The 17,558-nt window shown below is 56.7% G+C and carries 15 protein-coding genes; 10 read left to right on the top strand and 5 right to left on the bottom strand.

Annotated features, from left to right (window positions below):
• Window positions 1-8 precede the first annotated feature (8 nt).
• From mlaC to murA, 4 genes are all read left to right on the top strand, one after another.
• Window positions 9-638: a phospholipid-binding protein MlaC gene (gene mlaC / locus SPL01S_RS15165; protein WP_013814676.1), complete on the top strand. Its 630-nt coding sequence runs from the start codon at window positions 9-11 to the stop codon at window positions 636-638.
• Complete coding sequence (gene mlaB / locus SPL01S_RS15160) at window positions 638-940, top strand: lipid asymmetry maintenance protein MlaB (protein ID WP_063200965.1); 303 nt, start codon at window positions 638-640, stop codon at window positions 938-940. Before mlaC ends, mlaB begins: the two co-directional genes overlap by 1 nt.
• 140 nt (window positions 941-1,080) lie before the next feature.
• A complete protein-coding gene (gene ibaG, locus SPL01S_RS15155) occupies window positions 1,081-1,335 on the top strand; it encodes a BolA family iron metabolism protein IbaG (RefSeq protein ID WP_004948511.1) in 255 nt (84 codons plus the stop codon).
• 54 nt (window positions 1,336-1,389) lie between these two features.
• A complete protein-coding gene (murA, locus tag SPL01S_RS15150) occupies window positions 1,390-2,649 on the top strand; it encodes a UDP-N-acetylglucosamine 1-carboxyvinyltransferase (protein ID WP_004948506.1) in 1,260 nt (419 codons plus the stop codon).
• 74 nt (window positions 2,650-2,723) lie between these two features.
• Here murA and degS read toward each other — a convergent pair whose 3' ends face one another.
• The 3 genes from degS to zapG all read right to left on the bottom strand — a co-directional run bounded on the left by degS (window position 2,724) and on the right by zapG (window position 5,837).
• On the bottom strand, window positions 2,724-3,782 hold the full coding sequence (degS, locus tag SPL01S_RS15145) for an outer membrane-stress sensor serine endopeptidase DegS (RefSeq protein WP_004948503.1): 1,059 nt from the start codon (window positions 3,780-3,782) through the stop codon (window positions 2,724-2,726).
• 89 nt (window positions 3,783-3,871) lie between these two features.
• Complete coding sequence (degQ, locus tag SPL01S_RS15140) at window positions 3,872-5,242, bottom strand: serine endoprotease DegQ (protein WP_062868818.1); 1,371 nt, start codon at window positions 5,240-5,242, stop codon at window positions 3,872-3,874.
• 193 nt (window positions 5,243-5,435) lie between these two features.
• Window positions 5,436-5,837, bottom strand: coding sequence for a Z-ring associated protein ZapG (gene zapG, locus SPL01S_RS15135; protein ID WP_004948498.1), 402 nt, complete (start codon window positions 5,835-5,837; stop codon window positions 5,436-5,438).
• A 231-nt stretch (window positions 5,838-6,068) separates the two neighbouring features.
• On the opposite strand from zapG, the gene zapE reads away from it, so the two are divergent.
• From zapE to sspB, 5 genes are all read left to right on the top strand, one after another.
• Entirely contained in the window at window positions 6,069-7,196 is a 1,128-nt protein-coding gene (gene zapE / locus SPL01S_RS15130) for a cell division protein ZapE (protein ID WP_063200959.1), read from the top strand.
• A gap of 275 nt (window positions 7,197-7,471) precedes the next feature.
• Complete coding sequence (gene rplM, locus SPL01S_RS15125) at window positions 7,472-7,900, top strand: 50S ribosomal protein L13 (RefSeq protein WP_006317092.1); 429 nt, start codon at window positions 7,472-7,474, stop codon at window positions 7,898-7,900.
• A gap of 15 nt (window positions 7,901-7,915) precedes the next feature.
• The gene (rpsI, locus tag SPL01S_RS15120) at window positions 7,916-8,308 is read left to right on the top strand and encodes a 30S ribosomal protein S9 (protein WP_004948488.1); all 393 of its coding nucleotides are present in this window, start codon (window positions 7,916-7,918) and stop codon (window positions 8,306-8,308) included.
• A 335-nt stretch (window positions 8,309-8,643) separates the two neighbouring features.
• Entirely contained in the window at window positions 8,644-9,285 is a 642-nt protein-coding gene (gene sspA / locus SPL01S_RS15115; protein WP_004948486.1) for a stringent starvation protein SspA, read from the top strand.
• Between the two features lie 5 nt (window positions 9,286-9,290).
• Window positions 9,291-9,788 carry a ClpXP protease specificity-enhancing factor gene (gene sspB, locus SPL01S_RS15110; protein WP_004948483.1) on the top strand — a complete coding sequence of 166 codons (498 nt, stop codon included), beginning with the start codon at window positions 9,291-9,293 and terminating at the stop codon, window positions 9,786-9,788.
• A gap of 181 nt (window positions 9,789-9,969) precedes the next feature.
• On the opposite strand, the gene SPL01S_RS15105 is transcribed toward sspB, so the two are convergent.
• Together SPL01S_RS15105 and gltB are read right to left on the bottom strand one after the other, a co-directional pair.
• On the bottom strand, window positions 9,970-11,388 hold the full coding sequence (locus tag SPL01S_RS15105; RefSeq protein WP_004948480.1) for a glutamate synthase small subunit: 1,419 nt from the start codon (window positions 11,386-11,388) through the stop codon (window positions 9,970-9,972).
• A 10-nt stretch (window positions 11,389-11,398) separates the two neighbouring features.
• Window positions 11,399-15,859, bottom strand: coding sequence for a glutamate synthase large subunit (gene gltB, locus SPL01S_RS15100; protein ID WP_063200956.1), 4,461 nt, complete (start codon window positions 15,857-15,859; stop codon window positions 11,399-11,401).
• 694 nt (window positions 15,860-16,553) lie between these two features.
• On the opposite strand from gltB, the gene mnmL reads away from it, so the two are divergent.
• Complete coding sequence (mnmL, locus tag SPL01S_RS15095) at window positions 16,554-17,480, top strand: tRNA modification radical SAM protein MnmL/YtqA (RefSeq protein WP_006328250.1); 927 nt, start codon at window positions 16,554-16,556, stop codon at window positions 17,478-17,480.
• Window positions 17,481-17,558: the final 78 nt, after the last annotated feature.

Below are 17,558 nucleotides of genomic sequence, written 5' to 3'. Positions count from 1 at the left end.
AAACCTGCATGTTTAAACGTTTACTTATGGTGGCCCTGCTGGTGGTTGCGCCGCTGGCGAATGCGGTCGATCAAACCAACCCGTACAGCCTGATGCAAGATGCGGCTGAGAAGACCTTCACCCGGCTGAAAACCGAGCAGCCAAAAATCAAGCAGGACCCTAACTACCTGCGTTCGGTGGTGCATCAGGAGCTGATGCCGTTTGTACAGGTCAAGTATGCCGGTGCGCTGGTGCTGGGCCGTTATTACAAAGAAGCGACGCCGGCGCAGCGTGAGGCCTATTTCACCGCATTCCAGGCCTATCTGGAGCAGGCTTATGGCCAGGCGCTGGCGATGTATCACGGTCAGACCTACCAGATCGCCCCTGAGCAGCCGCTGGGTAACGCCGACATCGTCGCCATCCGCGTGACCATCATCGATAAAGATGGCCGTCCACCGGTACGTCTGGATTTCCAATGGCGTAAAAACAGCAAAACCGGCTACTGGCAGGCGTATGACATGATCGCCGAAGGCGTCAGCATGATCACCACCAAGCAGAACGAGTGGGCGTCTACCCTGCGTACTCAGGGTATTGACGGTCTGACCAAACAGCTGCAAGCGGCTGCGCAGCGGCCTATCACGCTGGATCAGAAAAACTGATGTCGGCCGCACTCAGCTTTGAATCGCAGCAGCAGACCCTGATCCTGCGCGGCGAGCTGGACCGGGAAACGCTGCTGCCGCTGTGGGAACAGCGGGAAACGTTGCTGGCGGATAAAACCGCTCTCGACGTCTCGCAACTGCAGCGCGTGGACTCTTCCGGGTTGGCGCTGTTGGTGCATTTGCGTGAGCAGCAGCGTCAGCTCGGCGTTGAATTAAAAATTTCCGGCGCCACCGATCGCTTGAAAACGCTGATCGCGTTGTACAACCTGCAAGCAATAATGCCTGTCGATACCGCTGGTTAGCGATATTTTCAGCTGGCTGAATACGGTCATTCCCCAGAAAGCCCCTGTTGCACAGGGGCTTTTTCTTTAGTTTAAGAAAACGTCGTATTCCACTAAGATGTCAGGCTGATTATGATCCTTTTGCTGCAGAACTGGATACTATGGAAAATAACGAGATTAAAGACGTGCTGATGCAAGCATTGGCGCTGGATGAAGCACATGTCACGGGCGATGGCAGCCACTTTCAGGTGATCGTGGTCGGCGAGCTGTTTGCCGCCATGAGCCGCGTCAAGAAACAACAGACGGTCTACGCACCGCTGATGGAATACATTGCGGACAACCGAATTCATGCCTTATCGATCAAGGCGTACACCCCTGAAGAGTGGCAGCGAGACCGCAAACTCAACGGATTTTAAGGCTGTTTGCCCTCCGGGCGGGCAGCTTCAGATTAGATAACAGAGAGTAGTCAGATGGATAAATTTCGTGTGCAGGGCCGGACCCGCCTCAGCGGTGAAGTTTCTATTTCCGGGGCGAAAAACGCTGCCCTGCCGATCCTGTTCGCCGCATTATTAGCGGAAGAGCCGGTCGAGCTGCAGAATGTCCCTAAGCTGAAGGACATCGATACCACCATTAAGCTACTCAGCCAGTTAGGCACCAAGATCGAACGCAACGGTTCGGTGTATGTAGACGCCAGCGGCGTGAACGAGTTTTGCGCACCTTATGACCTGGTGAAAACCATGCGCGCTTCTATCTGGGCATTGGGGCCATTGGTCGCGCGCTTCGGCCGCGGTCAGGTTTCTCTGCCGGGCGGTTGTGCGATCGGCGCACGTCCGGTCGATCTGCATATCAGCGGCCTGGAGCAGCTTGGTGCGGAGATCAAACTGGAAGAAGGTTACGTTAAAGCTTCCGTTGAAGGCCGCCTGAAAGGCGCGCACATCGTGATGGACAAGGTGAGCGTTGGCGCCACCGTAACCATCATGAGCGCAGCGACCCTGGCGACCGGTACCACCGTGATTGAAAATGCCGCACGCGAGCCGGAAATTGTCGATACCGCCAACTTCCTCAACACGCTGGGGGCGAAAATCAGCGGCGCCGGCAGTGATCGTATCACCATCGAAGGCGTTGAGCGCCTGGGTGGCGGTGTGTATCGCGTTCTGCCTGACCGTATCGAGACCGGCACCTTCCTGATTGCCGCAGCGGTTTCCGGCGGCAAAGTGATGTGCCGCGACACCCGTCCGAATACGCTGGACGCCGTGTTGGCCAAGCTGCGTGAAGCCGGCGCGGATATCGAAGTGGGTGAAGACTGGATCAGCCTGGACATGCACGGCAAGCGCCCTAAAGCGGTTACCGTACGTACCGCGCCGCACCCTGGTTTCCCGACCGATATGCAGGCCCAATTCAGCTTGCTGAACCTGGTAGCGGAAGGCACCGGCGTGATCACCGAAACCATTTTTGAAAACCGCTTCATGCATGTGCCTGAACTGATCCGTATGGGTGCACACGCCGAGATTGAGAGCAATACCTTGATTTGTCACGGTGTTGAGCAACTGTCCGGCGCCCAGGTGATGGCAACCGATCTGCGCGCTTCCGCCAGCCTGGTACTGGCCGGCTGTATCGCCGACGGTGTGACCGTCGTCGATCGTATCTACCACATCGACCGTGGTTATGAGCGTATTGAAGATAAGCTGCGTGCGCTGGGTGCGAATATTGAGCGTGTGAAAGGCGAGTAATTTGTCAGATGCCGGGGCGACGCCCCGGCGGAAACGCTGCGTTGAGGGTCCGGCTCACTTTGGCCGGGCCCTTTTTAATTGCTGTCTTCCGGGAACTCTCCCACCGTCATCTTCAGCGTAATGCGTTTGCCGTCGCGCAGCACGATGACCGGAATTTCCGTGCCCGGGCGGATCTCAGCCACCTGGTCCATGGTTTCCAGTACCGATATTGCCGGTTTGCTGTCTACGTTGGTGATGACGTCGTTGATATGGAAGCCGGCGTTACCCGCCGGTCCGTTCGGCGTAATTTCGGTTACGATAATGCCTTGCAGGCGGTCGATACCGGAATTGGACGAACGCAAAGGAATAATCTCTTTGCCCTGAATGCCGAAGTAACCGCGGATAACGCGGCCATCACGGATCAATTTGTCCATGATCTTGGTGGCCAACTCGATGGGAATGGCGAACCCCAAGCCTTCCGGTGTTTCGCCGTCGGTGATTTTATCGTAGGTCAGGGTGTTGATGCCGATTAACTCACCCAGTGAGTTAACCAGAGCGCCGCCGGAGTTGCCGCGGTTAATCGAGGCATCGGTTTGCAGGAAGGTCTGACGACCGGTGGTGCTCATACTGATGCGACCCGTAGCGCTTAGGATCCCCTGAGTGACGGTCTGGCCGAGATTATAGGGATTGCCGATCGCCAGCACCACATCGCCCACGTGCGCGGCGCGGGCGTTATTGATAGGGATTACCGGCAGATTGCCCGGATCTATCTTCAGCACCGCCAGATCGGTCAGGCTATCGGAGCCGACCAACAGCGCTTCGTAGCGGCGGCCGTCCTGCAGCACGACGGTAATTTGCTGGGCATCCTTGATAACGTGGCGATTGGTCAGAATATAACCGCGCTCGTTCATGATCACGCCGGAACCCAGCGACAGCACGTTGGCGGCGCCGCTCATATTACGGTTGTAGATATTCACCACGGCGGGCGCCGCGCGCCGCACGGCCTTGTTGTAGCTGACCGGCGTTTCGTCACGGGTATTGTCATGTTTTTCTGCGAACAGAGTATTGGAAGAGCGCAGCACAGGCAGCGCAGCCAGCAGCAGGCCGGCAACGATTAAACCAATAACGACAGAACGCAAGAGCTTAGCAAACATGGAGTTTTAGTACGTGAGATGAAGGATGCAGGGAGGATAACATGAGAATACCGGGCGCAGTATGTCACTGAGCCCGGTTTTTAAACAAATTAACGCAGCAGCAGATAAAGGGTTTCAGTGCCGCGCACGATGTTCAGCGCCATGACTGGAGGTTTGGCTGCCAATACTTTGCGCAATGTCGTGATGTCCTCAACGCGCTGGCGGTTGACGCCAATGATCACATCGTCTTTCTGCAGCCCAATCTGCGCTGCCGTAGAGCCTTTATCCACCTTATCGATCTTCACGCCTTTGTCACCGCTGGCAATGGTGCCGTTGCTGAGGGAAACACCCAGCAGGGCCGGTGAAAGCGTTTCGGCATTGGTGGAGGTACCCTCGCTGTTATCCAGCGTAACGGCAACTTCCTGCGGTTTGCCATCGCGCAGCAGCCCGACCTTAATGGTTTTGCCCGGTGCGGTAGTGCCCACTTTGGCACGCAGTTCGGCGAAGCTGCTGACCGGTTTGCCGTCGACGGAGACCAAAATGTCGCCGGCCTTGATGCCCGCCTTGGCGGCGGCGGATTTCGGCAGCACTTCACTGACGAAAGCGCCGCGCTGGGCTTCGGTATTAAACGCTTTGGCCATATCGGCGGTCATTTCGCTGCCTTTGATGCCTAGCAGGCCGCGTTTCACCTCGCCGAATTCGATCAACTGCTGGCTGAGGTTCTGCGCCATGTTGCTCGGAATGGCAAAGCCGATGCCGACGTTGCCGCCGCCCGGTGCCAGAATAGCCGTGTTGATGCCTATTAGCTCGCCGTTGAGATTAACCAGCGCGCCGCCGGAGTTGCCGCGGTTGATGGAGGCGTCCGTCTGGATAAAGTTTTCCAGCCCTTCCAGGTTCAGGCCGCTACGACCCAGGGCTGAGATAATGCCGGAGGTGGCGGTCTGGCCGAGGCCAAACGGGTTGCCGACGGCAACGGCGAAATCGCCGACCCGCAACGCATCGGAATCCGCCATTTTTATCGCGGTCAGGTTTTTCACGTCACTGAGCTGCAGCAGGGCAATATCGGATTGCTCGTCGCGGCCAACCAGCTTGGCGTCCACTTCGCGGCCGTCATTCAGCTGTACGCTGATTTTGTCGGCGTTGTTGATGACGTGGTTGTTGGTCAGCACATAGCCTTTGGCGGCGTCGATGATTACGCCGGACCCCAGCCCTTCAAACGGGCGCGAGCTTTGTTGCTGCCCAGGGCCGCCGGGGCCGAAGAAGCGTTTGAATTCCTCCGGAACTTGCTGGCGCTGCACCTGGGTCCCTTCAACATGCACGCTCACCACTGCGGGCAAAACTTTTTCCAGCATCGGTGCCAGGCTCGGCAGCGATTGCCCCTGAACAGCGACGGGCAATGCGGCGCTGGCTGCCGGTACGGAGGTGATCGTGAGGCCAATACTCATTGCCAATGCACTAAGAATTAACGACTTTTTCTTCATTGATAATAACTCTCTCAATACCTGCCGATGAAATAGTGATGATAAAGCAGCAGCAATACCATAGTGAAGGGTAAGACCGTGAATTTGCGTGAAAAGTTCACTCAAGCACCAGCGTTAAGGATAGTTCAGGCGCGGGGGAGATAAAGCGGGCAAGATCAAAACCCGTGGGGCAGGCCCACGGGCAGGGTGAGGATCAGTCGCGGCGCGGACGCTCGCCACGCAGCAGGCCAGAGGCGCCTTCAGAATAGTCGCGAGGCATTTCTACCGGCGCCTGATCGTTATCGGCTTCGGCTTCGGTCAGGCGATAGCGGAACGGATTTTCCTGCATCGGCAGATCCGGCAGCAGGTTGTTGGAGCTTTTCGCCATGTGTTGATACAGCTGGCGATAGTCTCGCGCCATGTTATCCAACAGCTCGGCGCTGCGGGCAAAGTGGCCGACCAGTTCCTGACGATACTCTTCCAGCTCGGTTTTGCTCTTGTCCAACTCGTTCTGCAAAACTTGTTGTTGACGTAATTTACGGTTACCAAAACGCATCGCTACCGCACCAATGGCGATGCCGACGACTAAACCAATCAGCGTATACTCCCAGGTCATGATGACTCCTTTTTGACTTCGTTGTTCCGCAGGGATTTTTCACTTAATAATATCCACTATAACCGTTAACCTTGTCCGAGTGGAATCCTGATAAGCCATAACCTGGCGTTTGCAGGGTTTTTCAGTACGCCGCGAGGCGGACATTTGTGGCGATAACGGTGCGAAGCAGCATCAACATGCCGCGAAAATTTGCTAAATAATTTCTACGGGTTCTAAGGGAACATCGAACAGATGCAGGCATTATCACCGTTATCACGCTACCAGCAGGCGCTGGATGCGGGGGAATATCAGGCCGACGAGGTTCAACGCCAGGCGGTTACCCGGCTGGAGGGCATTTATCAGGCATTGCAGCAGGCACCTGCAGCAAGCGTGTCGGCCAACGGCCTGCGCGGCAGGTTAAGCCGCTGGCTGGGCAAGGGCGCTGAAACGACCAGCCTTCGTCCGGTGCAGGGGCTGTACATGTGGGGCGGTGTCGGACGAGGTAAAACCTGGCTGATGGACATGTTCTTCCACAGCCTGCCGGGGGAGCGCAAGCTGCGGCTGCATTTCCACCGTTTTATGCTGCGCGTGCACGAAGAACTGACCGAGCTGCAAGGGCAGGAAAACCCGTTGGAGGTGATTGCCGACGGGTTCAAGGCGCAGACCGACATAGTGTGTTTTGACGAATTCTTCGTCTCCGATATCACCGACGCGATGCTGCTGGCCACGCTGTTGCAGGCGCTGTTTGCTCGCGGCATCACGCTGGTGGCGACGTCCAATATTCCGCCGGACGATCTGTACCGCAACGGCTTGCAACGTGCGCGCTTCCTGCCGGCGATTGCCCTGATTAACGACTACTGCGATGTGATGAATGTCGATGCCGGCATTGATTACCGTTTGCGCACTCTGACTCAGGCGCATTTGTACCTGACGCCGCTCGACAGTCAGACCCGAGAGACCCTGGACCGGATGTTCATCAAGCTGGCGGGGAAGGCAGGAGAGGAGGCGCCGGTGCTGCAGGTCAATCACCGGCCGCTGCAAGCGATCCGCGCGGTGGATGGGGTATTGGCGGTGGATTTCCATACCCTGTGCGAAGAGCCGCGCAGCCAACTGGACTATATTGCGCTGTCGCGGTTGTATCACAGCGTAATACTGTACAATGTCCAGGTGATGGGGCCATTGAAGGAGAACACCGCCCGTCGTTTCCTGGCGCTGGTGGACGAATTCTACGAACGCCACGTCAAGTTGGTGATTGCCGCCGAAACGTCGATGTTCGACATCTACCAGGGGGAGCGGTTGAAGTTTGAGTATCAACGCTGCCTGTCGCGCCTGCAGGAGATGCAAAGCGAAGAGTATCTGAAGCTGCCTCATCTGCCTTGATCGTCCGGGGGGCCTGGCCGCCAGGATCCCCGTTTTCCTCTCGCTGGCGATAAATTGCTTTTCCATTCAAAAAGCGTTCGATCTTTGTGAGCGACTTCTCTATAATCTTGCGACCCCACGTTACAACAAAGTTTTTTTCCCAAAAACTTTATAGTGCCGGCAATGGCTATTCGAAGGGGTAGGTTTGCTGGACTTGTATGGTCGTGTGAGCCTCAACTGTTTTCGAGCGTTTGGGTGTTCACCAACGTGTAACTAATTATTGGGTAAGCTTTCTAATGAAAACTTTTACAGCTAAACCAGAAACCGTAAAACGCGACTGGTTCGTTGTTGATGCGGATGGTAAAACTTTAGGCCGTCTCGCTACTGAACTCGCTCGTCGTTTGCGCGGCAAGCATAAAGCGGAATACACCCCGCACGTTGATACCGGTGACTACATCATCGTTCTGAACGCAGAAAAAGTTGCTGTAACCGGCAAAAAGCGTACAGACAAGGTGTATTACCGCCACACCGGCCACATCGGTGGTATCAAGCAAGCGACCTTTGAAGAGATGATTGCCCGCAATCCTGAGCGCGTGATTGAAATCGCGGTTAAAGGCATGCTGCCAAAGGGTCCGTTGGGTCGTGCAATGTTCCGTAAACTGAAAGTTTACGCGGGCAACGAGCACACTCACGCGGCACAGCAACCGCAAGTTCTTGACATCTAATCGGGATTATAGGCAATGGCTGAAAATCAATACTACGGCACTGGTCGCCGCAAAAGCTCCGCCGCTCGCGTCTTCATCAAGCCGGGCAACGGTAACATCGTAATTAACCAGCGCAGCCTGGAACAGTACTTCGGTCGCGAAACTGCCCGCATGGTAGTTCGTCAGCCGCTGGAACTGGTCGACATGGTTGGCAAATTTGACCTGTACATCACTGTTAAAGGTGGTGGTATTTCTGGTCAAGCTGGTGCTATCCGTCACGGTATCACCCGTGCACTGATGGAATATGACGAGACTCTGCGTGGTGAGCTGCGTAAAGCTGGCTTCGTCACTCGTGATGCTCGTAAAGTTGAACGTAAGAAAGTCGGCCTGCGTAAAGCACGTCGTCGTCCTCAGTTCTCCAAGCGTTAATTTTTACTGCTTCGGCAGTGGAGTTTACGCCAAAAACCCGGTGCTTCACCGGGTTTTTTTATGCCTGAAAATCACCTTCTCACGACTAAAATCTGTGGTATATCAGACAATTCGACACGAAATCACCGCAGAGTCCCCACAAAACAAGCAAAATCTGGTAAACTATCATCCACTTTTGCGCCTGTTCGCCATGCAGCTGTCGTCAGTCTACCTCCGCGTCCTGTTTTAGACCCAAGGTTTATCTGTGTGCTGTTGGCTAGCGGTCAAGATCATTCAGGATAGCAGCCTGTTAGTTGGCTATTCGCAGTATTTTCTAGATAAACTTGGAGGTTTTCATGGCTGTCGCTGCCAACAAACGTTCGGTAATGACGCTGTTTTCTGGCCCGACCGACATTTTTAGCCATCAAGTACGTATCGTACTGGCGGAGAAAGGTGTCAGCGTCGAGATTGAGCAGGTTGAGTTGGATAACCTGCCGCAGGATTTGATTGACCTCAACCCGTACCAAACGGTGCCTACGCTGGTTGATCGCGAGCTGACCCTGTATGAATCCCGTATCATCATGGAATACCTGGATGAGCGCTTCCCGCACCCGCCACTGATGCCGGTTTACCCGGTAGCCCGTGGTGAAAGCCGCCTGATGATGCTGCGTATCGAGAAAAACTGGTACTCGCTGATGTACAAAATCGAGAAGAGCAACGGCCAGGAAGCAGAATCAGCCCGTCGTCAGCTGCGCGAAGAACTGTTGGCGATTGCTCCGATCTTTGGTCAGACGCCTTATTTCATGAGCGAAGAGTTCAGCCTGGTGGATTGCTACCTGGCACCGCTGTTGTGGCGTTTGCCGCAGTTGGGCATTGAACTGAGCGGTACAGGCTCCAAAGAGCTGAAAGGCTACATGACCCGCGTGTTCGAGCGTGATGCCTTCCTGGCCTCCCTGACCGAAGCCGAGCGCGAAATGCGCCTGCAGACTCGGGGCTAAGCGTCATGGATATGTCTCAAATGACCCCGCGCCGTCCGTATCTGCTGCGGGCGTTCTATGACTGGTTGCTTGATAATCAGCTGACGCCGCATCTGGTGGTGGACGTGACGCGCCCTGACGTGCAGGTGCCGATGGAGTTTGCCCGCGATGGCCAGATCGTACTGAACATTGCGCCACGTGCGGTAGGCAGCCTGGAATTAGGCAACGACGAAGTGCATTTCAACGCGCGTTTCGGTGGTGTGCCACGTCAGGTTTCGGTGCCAATGGCAGCGGTACTGGCGATTTATGCGCGTGAAAATGGCGCAGGCACCATGTTTGAACCGGAAGCCGCCTATGAAGCGGAAGGCACTTTTGAAGGCATGGACAATGAGACGATTCCATCGGAAAGCCTGATGTCGGTGATTGATGGCGATCGCCCGGACATGAGTGATGACCACGAGCCGGACGATGAACCGCCACAGCCGCCGCGCGGTGGCCGCCCATCGCTGCGCGTGGTGAAATAATCCTGCAGCTACGAACAGCAAAAGGTCGCTCAGGCGACCTTTTTTATTGCCTTGATCCTGCCGAATAATCAAGTCATGCAATCGTTGTATCGGGGCAGAAGCTGGTAGCTGTCGCGTGTGCGGAAAAACAAAGGGCCCGGTATTGTGAACCGGGCCCCTGAAGCGTGAAGCAGAAGGGATATTACACTTCCAGGTAGCTCATGATGCCATCGGCAGCTTTACGGCCTTCGGCAATCGCCGTAACTACCAGGTCTGAACCGCGCACCGCATCGCCACCGGCGAAGATTTTCGGGTTGCTGGTCTGGAAGGCGTTATCGGTGCCTTCCGGCGCCACAATGCGGCCCTGCTTGTCGAGTTCAACGTCATGTGCCGCCAGCCAATCCATCTTGTGCGGACGGAAACCAAACGCCATCACTACGGCATCGGCATCGATCACGTGCTCGGAACCCGGCACTTGCTCAGCAACCTGACGGCCATTGGCATCCGGCTCACCCAACTGAGTGCGAACCATTTTCACACCGGCGACGCGGCCGGCGCTGTTCAGTTCGATGCTCAGCGGCTGCAGATTGAATTTGAATTCAACCCCTTCCTCACGCGCATTTTTCACTTCGCGTTTGGAACCCGGCATGTTGGCCTCATCACGACGGTAGGCGCAGATAACCTGAGTTGCGCCCTGACGGATGGAAGTACGCACGCAGTCCATTGCGGTATCACCACCGCCCAGAACCACCACGCGCTTACCTTCCATGCTGACATACGGCTCGTGTGGCTCGGCTTCATAGCCCATCAGCTGCTTGGTGTTGGCGATCAGGAACGGCAGTGCGTCATAGACGCCCGGCGCTTCCTCGTTCTCCAGCCCGCCGCGCATCGACTGATAGGTGCCGACGCCAAGGAACACCGCGTCGAACTCGTTCAGCAGCGCATCCATGGTGATGTCTTTGCCCACTTCGGTATTCAGCTGGAACTCAATGCCCATCTCGCTGAAGATGCCACGGCGTTTCACCATCACTTCTTTTTCCAGCTTGAAGGCCGGAATGCCGAAGGTCAGCAGCCCGCCGATCTCCGGATGACGATCGTAAACCACCGCTTTCACGCCGTTGCGGGTCAGCACATCGGCACAGGCCAGGCCGGCTGGACCGGCGCCAATCACCGCCACACGCTTGCCGGTAGGCTGCACGTGGGACATGTCCGGCTTCCAGCCCATTTCGATCGCTTTATCGCTGATATAGCGTTCGATGTTACCGATGGTCACCGCACCAAACTCGTCGTTCAGAGTACAGGAACCTTCGCACAGGCGATCCTGCGGGCAGACGCGTCCGCACACTTCCGGCAGGCTGTTGGTCTGGTGCGCCAGATCCGCCGCCTCCATGATGCGGCCTTCGTTCGCCAGCTTCAGCCAGTTCGGGATGTAGTTGTGAACCGGGCATTTCCATTCGCAATAAGGGTTGCCGCAGGAAAGACAACGGTCCGCCTGCGCTTTCGCCTGAGTTTCCGAAAACGGCTCGTAAATCTCTACAAACTCAATTTTACGGATCTTCAGCGGTTTTTTGGGCGGATCAACGCGCTGCAGGTCGATAAATTGATAAACATTCTGACTCATTAATGACCTCTTACTGCGCCTGAACCCGCAGCTCGGCTGCGGAACGACTACGGTGACCCAACAATGCTTTGACATCACTGGACTTCGGCTTGACCAGAGCGAACTTCGGCGCCCATTCCGGCCAGTTAGCCAGAATCTCTTCCCCGCGCGCAGAACCGGTCGCTTGCACGTGTTCGGTAATCAAACCGCGCAGGTGCTCCTCATGAATGGCCAGTTGCTCGACATCCAAGACTTCCACCAGCTCCGGGTTAACGCGTTTGCGGAACACGCCATCTTCATCCAGCACGTAAGCGAAGCCGCCGGTCATACCTGCGCCAAAGTTGATGCCGGTTTTACCCAGCACGCAGACGATGCCGCCGGTCATGTATTCACAGCCGTTATCACCAATGCCTTCAACTACGGTGATAGCGCCGGAGTTACGCACCGCGAAGCGCTCGCCCGCACGGCCTGCAGCGAACAGCTTGCCGCCGGTGGCGCCGTAAAGACAGGTGTTGCCGATAATGCTCGCTTCATGGCTGCGGAAGGCAGAACCAATCGGTGGGCGTACGGCGATACGGCCGCCGGCCATGCCTTTGCCGACATAGTCGTTGGCGTCGCCGGTCAGGGTCAGCTCAACGCCGCCCGCATTCCATACGCCGAAGCTCTGGCCAGCGGTGCCGGAGAAATAGGCCTTGATCGGGTCTGCTGCCATGCCCTGATCGCCATGTACGGTAGCAATAGCGCCGGACAGGGTGGCACCCACTGAACGGTCGGTGTTACGGATATCGAAGTAGAAGGTCTTGCTCTGCTTCGCTTCGATATGCGGTTCCGCCTGCGCCAGCAGATCTTTGTTCATCGACCCTTTGTCGAACGGCGGGTTGCTGCTTTCGGTGCAGTACAGCGCCTTGCCTGGATGCGGCGTTGCGGTTTTCAGCAGCGGCGACAGATCCAGTTTGTTCTGCTTGGCGGAGATGCCGTCCAACTCGGTCAGGAACTCAGTGCGGCCAATCAGATCAACCAATTGGCTGACACCCAGCTGCGCCATGATCTCGCGGGTTTCACGCGCGATGAACTGGAAGTAGTTGGTGACGCGTTCCGGCAGGCCGTGATAGTGATCGCGGCGCAGTTTTTCATCCTGAGTCGCCACGCCGGTTGCGCAGTTGTTCAGGTGACAGATACGCAGGTATTTACAACCCAGCGCTACCATCGGGCCGGTGCCGAAGCCGAAGCTTTCTGCGCCGAGGATCGCCGCTTTGACGATATCCACGCCGGTTTTCAGGCCGCCATCCACCTGCAGGCGGATTTTGTGGCGCAGGCCGTTAGCCACCAGCGCCTGCTGAGTTTCCACCAGGCCCAGTTCCCACGGGCAGCCGGCGTATTTCACCGACGACAGTGGGCTGGCACCGGTACCGCCGTCGTAGCCGGCGATAGTGATCAGATCGGCATAGGCTTTCGCCACGCCGGTAGCGATGGTGCCGACGCCCGGTTCGGAAACCAGTTTCACCGAAATCATCGCCTTCGGGTTGACCTGTTTCAGGTCGAAAATCAGCTGCGCCAGATCTTCGATCGAGTAGATGTCATGGTGCGGCGGTGGAGAAATCAGGGTTACGCCCGGCACCGAATAACGCAGTTTGGCGATATAAGGCGTCACTTTGTCGCCAGGCAACTGGCCGCCTTCGCCCGGTTTTGCCCCTTGCGCCACTTTGATTTGGATCACGTCGGCATTCACCAGGTAGGCCGGCGTCACGCCGAAACGGCCGGATGCCACCTGCTTGATGCGTGAAACCTTGTTGGTGCCGTAACGTGCAGGGTCTTCGCCGCCTTCCCCGGAGTTGGAGAAACCGCCGAGGCTGTTCATGGCGATGGCCAGCGACTCGTGGGCCTCCGGGCTCAATGCGCCGATAGACATTGCCGCAGTATCGAAACGTTTGAACAGCGATTCTGCCGGTTCAACCTGGTCGACCGGGATCGGCGTGCCCTGCGGCGTAATGGCCAGCAGGTCACGCAGCATGGCGACCGGGCGTTCATTCACCAGTTTGGCGTAAGCCTGATAGTCGCTGTATTTGCCGCTGTGTACCGCAGTTTGCAAGGTGCTCACCACGTCAGGGTTGTACGCGTGGTACTCGCCGCCGTGAACGAACTTCAGCAGGCCGCCTTGTTCCAGCGGTTTGCGTTTCAGCCAGGCGCGCTTGGACAGGTTCTGCAAATCCTGTTGGAAGTCGCTGAAGCTGGCGCCGCCGATGCGGCTGACTGCGCCCTGGAAACAGAGATCGGACAGGTCACGATGCAGGCCGACCGCTTCAAACAGTTTGGCGCAGCGGTAAGAGGCGATAGTCGAGATGCCCATTTTGGACATGATCTTGTACAGGCCTTTATTGATGCCGTTACGGTAGTTCAGCATCACGTCGCGGTATTTCTTGTCGATCGCCTGAGTATCCACCAGTTTGGCCAGCGTTTCGTAGGCCAGGTACGGGTAGATTGCGGTCGCGCCGAAGCCCAACAGCACGGCGAAGTGGTGCGGATCGCGGGCGCTGGCGGTTTCAACGATAATGTTGGCGTCGCAGCGCAGGCTTTTCTCTACCAAACGGGTCTGAATTGCACCTACTGCCATCGGCGCAGGCACCGGCAGACGGTTGGCGGCGATGGCGCGATCTGACAGCACCAGCAGCACGGCGCCGTCGCGAACTTTACGTTCCGCTTCGTCGCACAGAGCGCGGATGGTTTGCTCCAGATCCTGCACCGCAGGATCGAAGGTCAGATCGAGCGTGTCAGCGCGATAATATTCGCCTTCCAGCGTGGTGAGCTGTTTGAAGTCGGAGTACAGCAGGATCGGCGATTTGAAGCTCAGGCGGTGTGCCTGGCCTTCGGCCTCGCAGAACACGTTCATTTCGCGGCCGATGCTGGTCGCCAGCGACATCACATGCGCTTCGCGCAGCGGGTCGATAGGCGGGTTGGTCACCTGCGCGAACTGCTGGCGGAAATAGTCATAAACGATGCGTGGGCGGCTGGAGAGCACGGCGAACGGGGTGTCGTCACCCATCGAGCCGGTAGCTTCCTGGCCGATCTCGCCCAGCACGCGGATCACCTGATCCAGCTCTTCGCTGCTGTAGCTGAACTGTTTCTGGTAAGTCTCGAGCTGCGAGTCGTCGAGCTCACGGCTGCCGACCTGATCTTCAGGCAGATCCTCGAACGGCACCAGACGCTTGACGTTCTTTTCCATCCACTCTTTATACGGGTGGCGGCTTTTCAGGTCGTCGTCGGTTTCGGCGGAGTGCAGGATCTTGCCGCTGCGGGTGTCGATCACCATCAGCTCGCCAGGGCCAACACGGCCTTTTTCCACCACTTCATCCGGCTGGTAATCCCAGATGCCGACTTCGGAGGCGCAGGTGATCAGTTTGTCTTTGGTTATGACATAACGCGCCGGGCGCAGACCGTTACGGTCCAGGTTACAGGCGGCGTAGCGGCCATCGGACATCACGATGCCTGCTGGGCCGTCCCACGGCTCCATGTGCATCGAGTTGAAGTCGAAGAAGGCACGCAGATCGGTGTCCATGTCCGGGTTGTTCTGCCAGGCCGGCGGCACCAGCAAACGCATGGCGCGGATCAGGTCCATGCCACCTGCCAGCAGCAGCTCCAACATGTTGTCCAGCGAGCTGGAGTCGGAGCCGGTTTCGTTGACGAAGGGGGCGGCGGTTTGCAAATCCGGGATCAGCGGCGTCTGGAATTTATAAGTACGGGCGCGCGCCCATTGGCGGTTGCCGGTGATGGTGTTGATCTCACCGTTGTGCGCCAGATAACGGAACGGCTGCGCCAGCGGCCAGCGCGGCACGGTGTTGGTGGAGAAACGCTGGTGGAACAGGCAGATGGCCGATTCCAGGCGCAGGTCCGCCAGATCGAGATAGAAACGCGGCAGATCCGCAGGCATGCACAAGCCTTTATAGATCGTGACCAGGTTCGAGAAGCTGCAGACATAGAAGCTGTCGTCCTGAACGCGCTTTTCGATACGGCGACGCGCCACAAACAGGCGGCGTTCCATATCGCGCGGGCGCCAGCCCGCCGGGGCGTTAACGAAGATCTGTTCAATGCGCGGCAGGGAAGAGAGGGCGATCTCACCCAAAACGTCCGGGTTGGTCGGCACTTCACGCCAGCCGACGACCGACAGCGTTTCATTTTGCAGCTCTTCTTCCACAATGCGGCGGCTGGCACGGGCTTCCTCTTCGTTCTGGCTGAGGAACATCATGCCAACGGCGTAGTTCTTGGCTAAACGCCAGCCGCGCTCTTCTCCAACCATGCGGAAAAAGCGATCGGGCTTTTGCAATAACAGGCCGCAACCGTCGCCAGTCTTGCCGTCAGCAAGGATTGCGCCACGGTGCTGCATTCGGGCCAGCGCGTGAATAGCAGTTCGCACCACCTTGTGGCTAGGTTCGCCTTCTATGTGGGCGATTAGGCCGAAACCACAGTTGTCCCTCTCAAGGGATTTATCGTACAACATATCAGTGAACCTCCCCAGGCTCTGCGTGACTCTTACAACCAACTGCGAGGGGGCTTCCCAACGTCAGGCGGAAGTCCAATCAGCAAGGTTAATATCGCCGATCTGCTTTTCCGCCCTCCATCAATGGCCTCTCGTGACGGTTCTCACAAGTGGTGAATGACTTGTTTTAAGAGGGAGTCTTAAATAACTGCATAAATATGACGAGACGTTTGCCCGTCCAGAAAGCTTCCAGCGGACTTCCAACTTAGCGAGAAAGAATACGCAGGTCAAATATAGGCTTAAGAGCGTTTTTTATTGAATTATTGTGGGTTATCTTTTTGAAAAATAACTATTTTTACATGAATTTACGGTGGTGGCGAGGAGCGTCAGGGCTCGAGGAAATGTGAGCTGTCTCACTATAGTGCAACCTCTGAATCTCTGCACCATGCTAGTGCGGACGTGAATGTCAGAATTTTATTCTATTAAGTTATGCTTTCTTGTTATTTGTAACTATTTTTAATCGCTTTGTCATACAGGCGTTAACGGTTAGGGGAGAATAAGAAAAATTCATCTTGGCTCGGGTGATTTTATTTGCATTTATAATGAATAGTTATGCCTGGTGAAGCCTTGAAGGGAAAGCGTTGATCTCTGTCATCGCGGGAAAAGCCGTTTCTTATTAGCATCACGGGCTTTGAGTACAGAGAAAGCCAAGATTATGCAGTTGCCGCAATTAGTCAATATGTTTGGCGCCGATCTCCAGCGTCGGCACGGCGAAAAGATCCATAAACTCACGCTGCACGGCGGTTTTAGCTGCCCAAATCGTGACGGTACCCTGGGCCGCGGCGGTTGTACCTTCTGCAACGTAGCCTCTTTTGCCGACGAGCAGATGCAGCGCCAGAGCATTGCCGAACAGCTGAGGGTGCAGGCCGGCAGGGTCAACCGCGCAAAACGTTACCTGGCCTACTTTCAGGCCTATACCAGTACTTATGCAGAAGTGAGCCTGCTGGCGGACATGTATCGGCAGGCGCTGGCGCAGGCCGATATGGTCGGGATCTGCGTTGGCACTCGGCCGGACTGCGTGCCGCCCGCCGCGCTTGATTTGCTGGCGGGCTACCTTGAACAAGGTTATGAGGTTTGGCTCGAGCTGGGCCTGCAGACGGCACACGATAAAACGCTGAAGCGCATTAATCGCGGCCACAATTTCTCCTGTTACCAGCATACCGCCCGATTGGCGCGCGAACGTGGGCTGAAGGTATGCAGCCACCTGATCGTCGGGCTGCCGGGGGAAAGCTCGGCCGATCATCTGGCTACGCTGCGGCAGGTGGTGGACAGCGGCGTGGACGGCATCAAGCTGCACCCGCTGCATATCGTTACCGGCAGCACCTTGGCGCGGGCCTGGCAGGCCGGGCGCATGCCTGAATTGGCGCTGGAGGAGTACGCCGCCAGTGCCGGGGAGATGATCCGCCATACGCCGAAAGAGATTGTCTATCACCGCATCTCCGCCAGCGCCCGTCGGCCGACGCTGTTGGCACCATTATGGTGCGAAAACCGCTGGAACGGCATGCAGGCGGTCGGCGGTTACCTGCAGCGTTATGGCGGACAGGGCAGCGGATTGGATGAAAAGCGGCAATATCGCCCTTGATCGCTGTTTTGATTTGCAAACTTTCCCACACTTCGGTGTTTGCTTCCTTATCTCACCGAGGTTTTACGGTATGATTTA

This window comes from Serratia plymuthica NBRC 102599 (assembly GCF_001590925.1).
GTDB lineage: Bacteria > Pseudomonadota > Gammaproteobacteria > Enterobacterales > Enterobacteriaceae > Serratia > Serratia plymuthica.
The sequence above is the reverse complement of the archived record's forward strand: the minus strand, read 5'-3'. Positions and strand labels throughout refer to the sequence as shown.

Coding starts and splice junctions, on each gene's coding strand:
- mlaC (WP_013814676.1), top strand. CDS start 9: ATGTTTAAACGTTTACTTATGGTGGCCCTGCTGGTGGTTGCGCCGCTG.
- mlaB (WP_063200965.1), top strand. CDS start 638: ATGTCGGCCGCACTCAGCTTTGAATCGCAGCAGCAGACCCTGATCCTG.
- ibaG (WP_004948511.1), top strand. CDS start 1,081: ATGGAAAATAACGAGATTAAAGACGTGCTGATGCAAGCATTGGCGCTG.
- murA (WP_004948506.1), top strand. CDS start 1,390: ATGGATAAATTTCGTGTGCAGGGCCGGACCCGCCTCAGCGGTGAAGTT.
- degS (WP_004948503.1), bottom strand. CDS start 3,782: ATGTTTGCTAAGCTCTTGCGTTCTGTCGTTATTGGTTTAATCGTTGCC.
- degQ (WP_062868818.1), bottom strand. CDS start 5,242: ATGAAGAAAAAGTCGTTAATTCTTAGTGCATTGGCAATGAGTATTGGC.
- zapG (WP_004948498.1), bottom strand. CDS start 5,837: ATGACCTGGGAGTATACGCTGATTGGTTTAGTCGTCGGCATCGCCATT.
- zapE (WP_063200959.1), top strand. CDS start 6,069: ATGCAGGCATTATCACCGTTATCACGCTACCAGCAGGCGCTGGATGCG.
- rplM (WP_006317092.1), top strand. CDS start 7,472: ATGAAAACTTTTACAGCTAAACCAGAAACCGTAAAACGCGACTGGTTC.
- rpsI (WP_004948488.1), top strand. CDS start 7,916: ATGGCTGAAAATCAATACTACGGCACTGGTCGCCGCAAAAGCTCCGCC.
- sspA (WP_004948486.1), top strand. CDS start 8,644: ATGGCTGTCGCTGCCAACAAACGTTCGGTAATGACGCTGTTTTCTGGC.
- sspB (WP_004948483.1), top strand. CDS start 9,291: ATGGATATGTCTCAAATGACCCCGCGCCGTCCGTATCTGCTGCGGGCG.
- SPL01S_RS15105 (WP_004948480.1), bottom strand. CDS start 11,388: ATGAGTCAGAATGTTTATCAATTTATCGACCTGCAGCGCGTTGATCCG.
- gltB (WP_063200956.1), bottom strand. CDS start 15,859: ATGTTGTACGATAAATCCCTTGAGAGGGACAACTGTGGTTTCGGCCTA.
- mnmL (WP_006328250.1), top strand. CDS start 16,554: ATGCAGTTGCCGCAATTAGTCAATATGTTTGGCGCCGATCTCCAGCGT.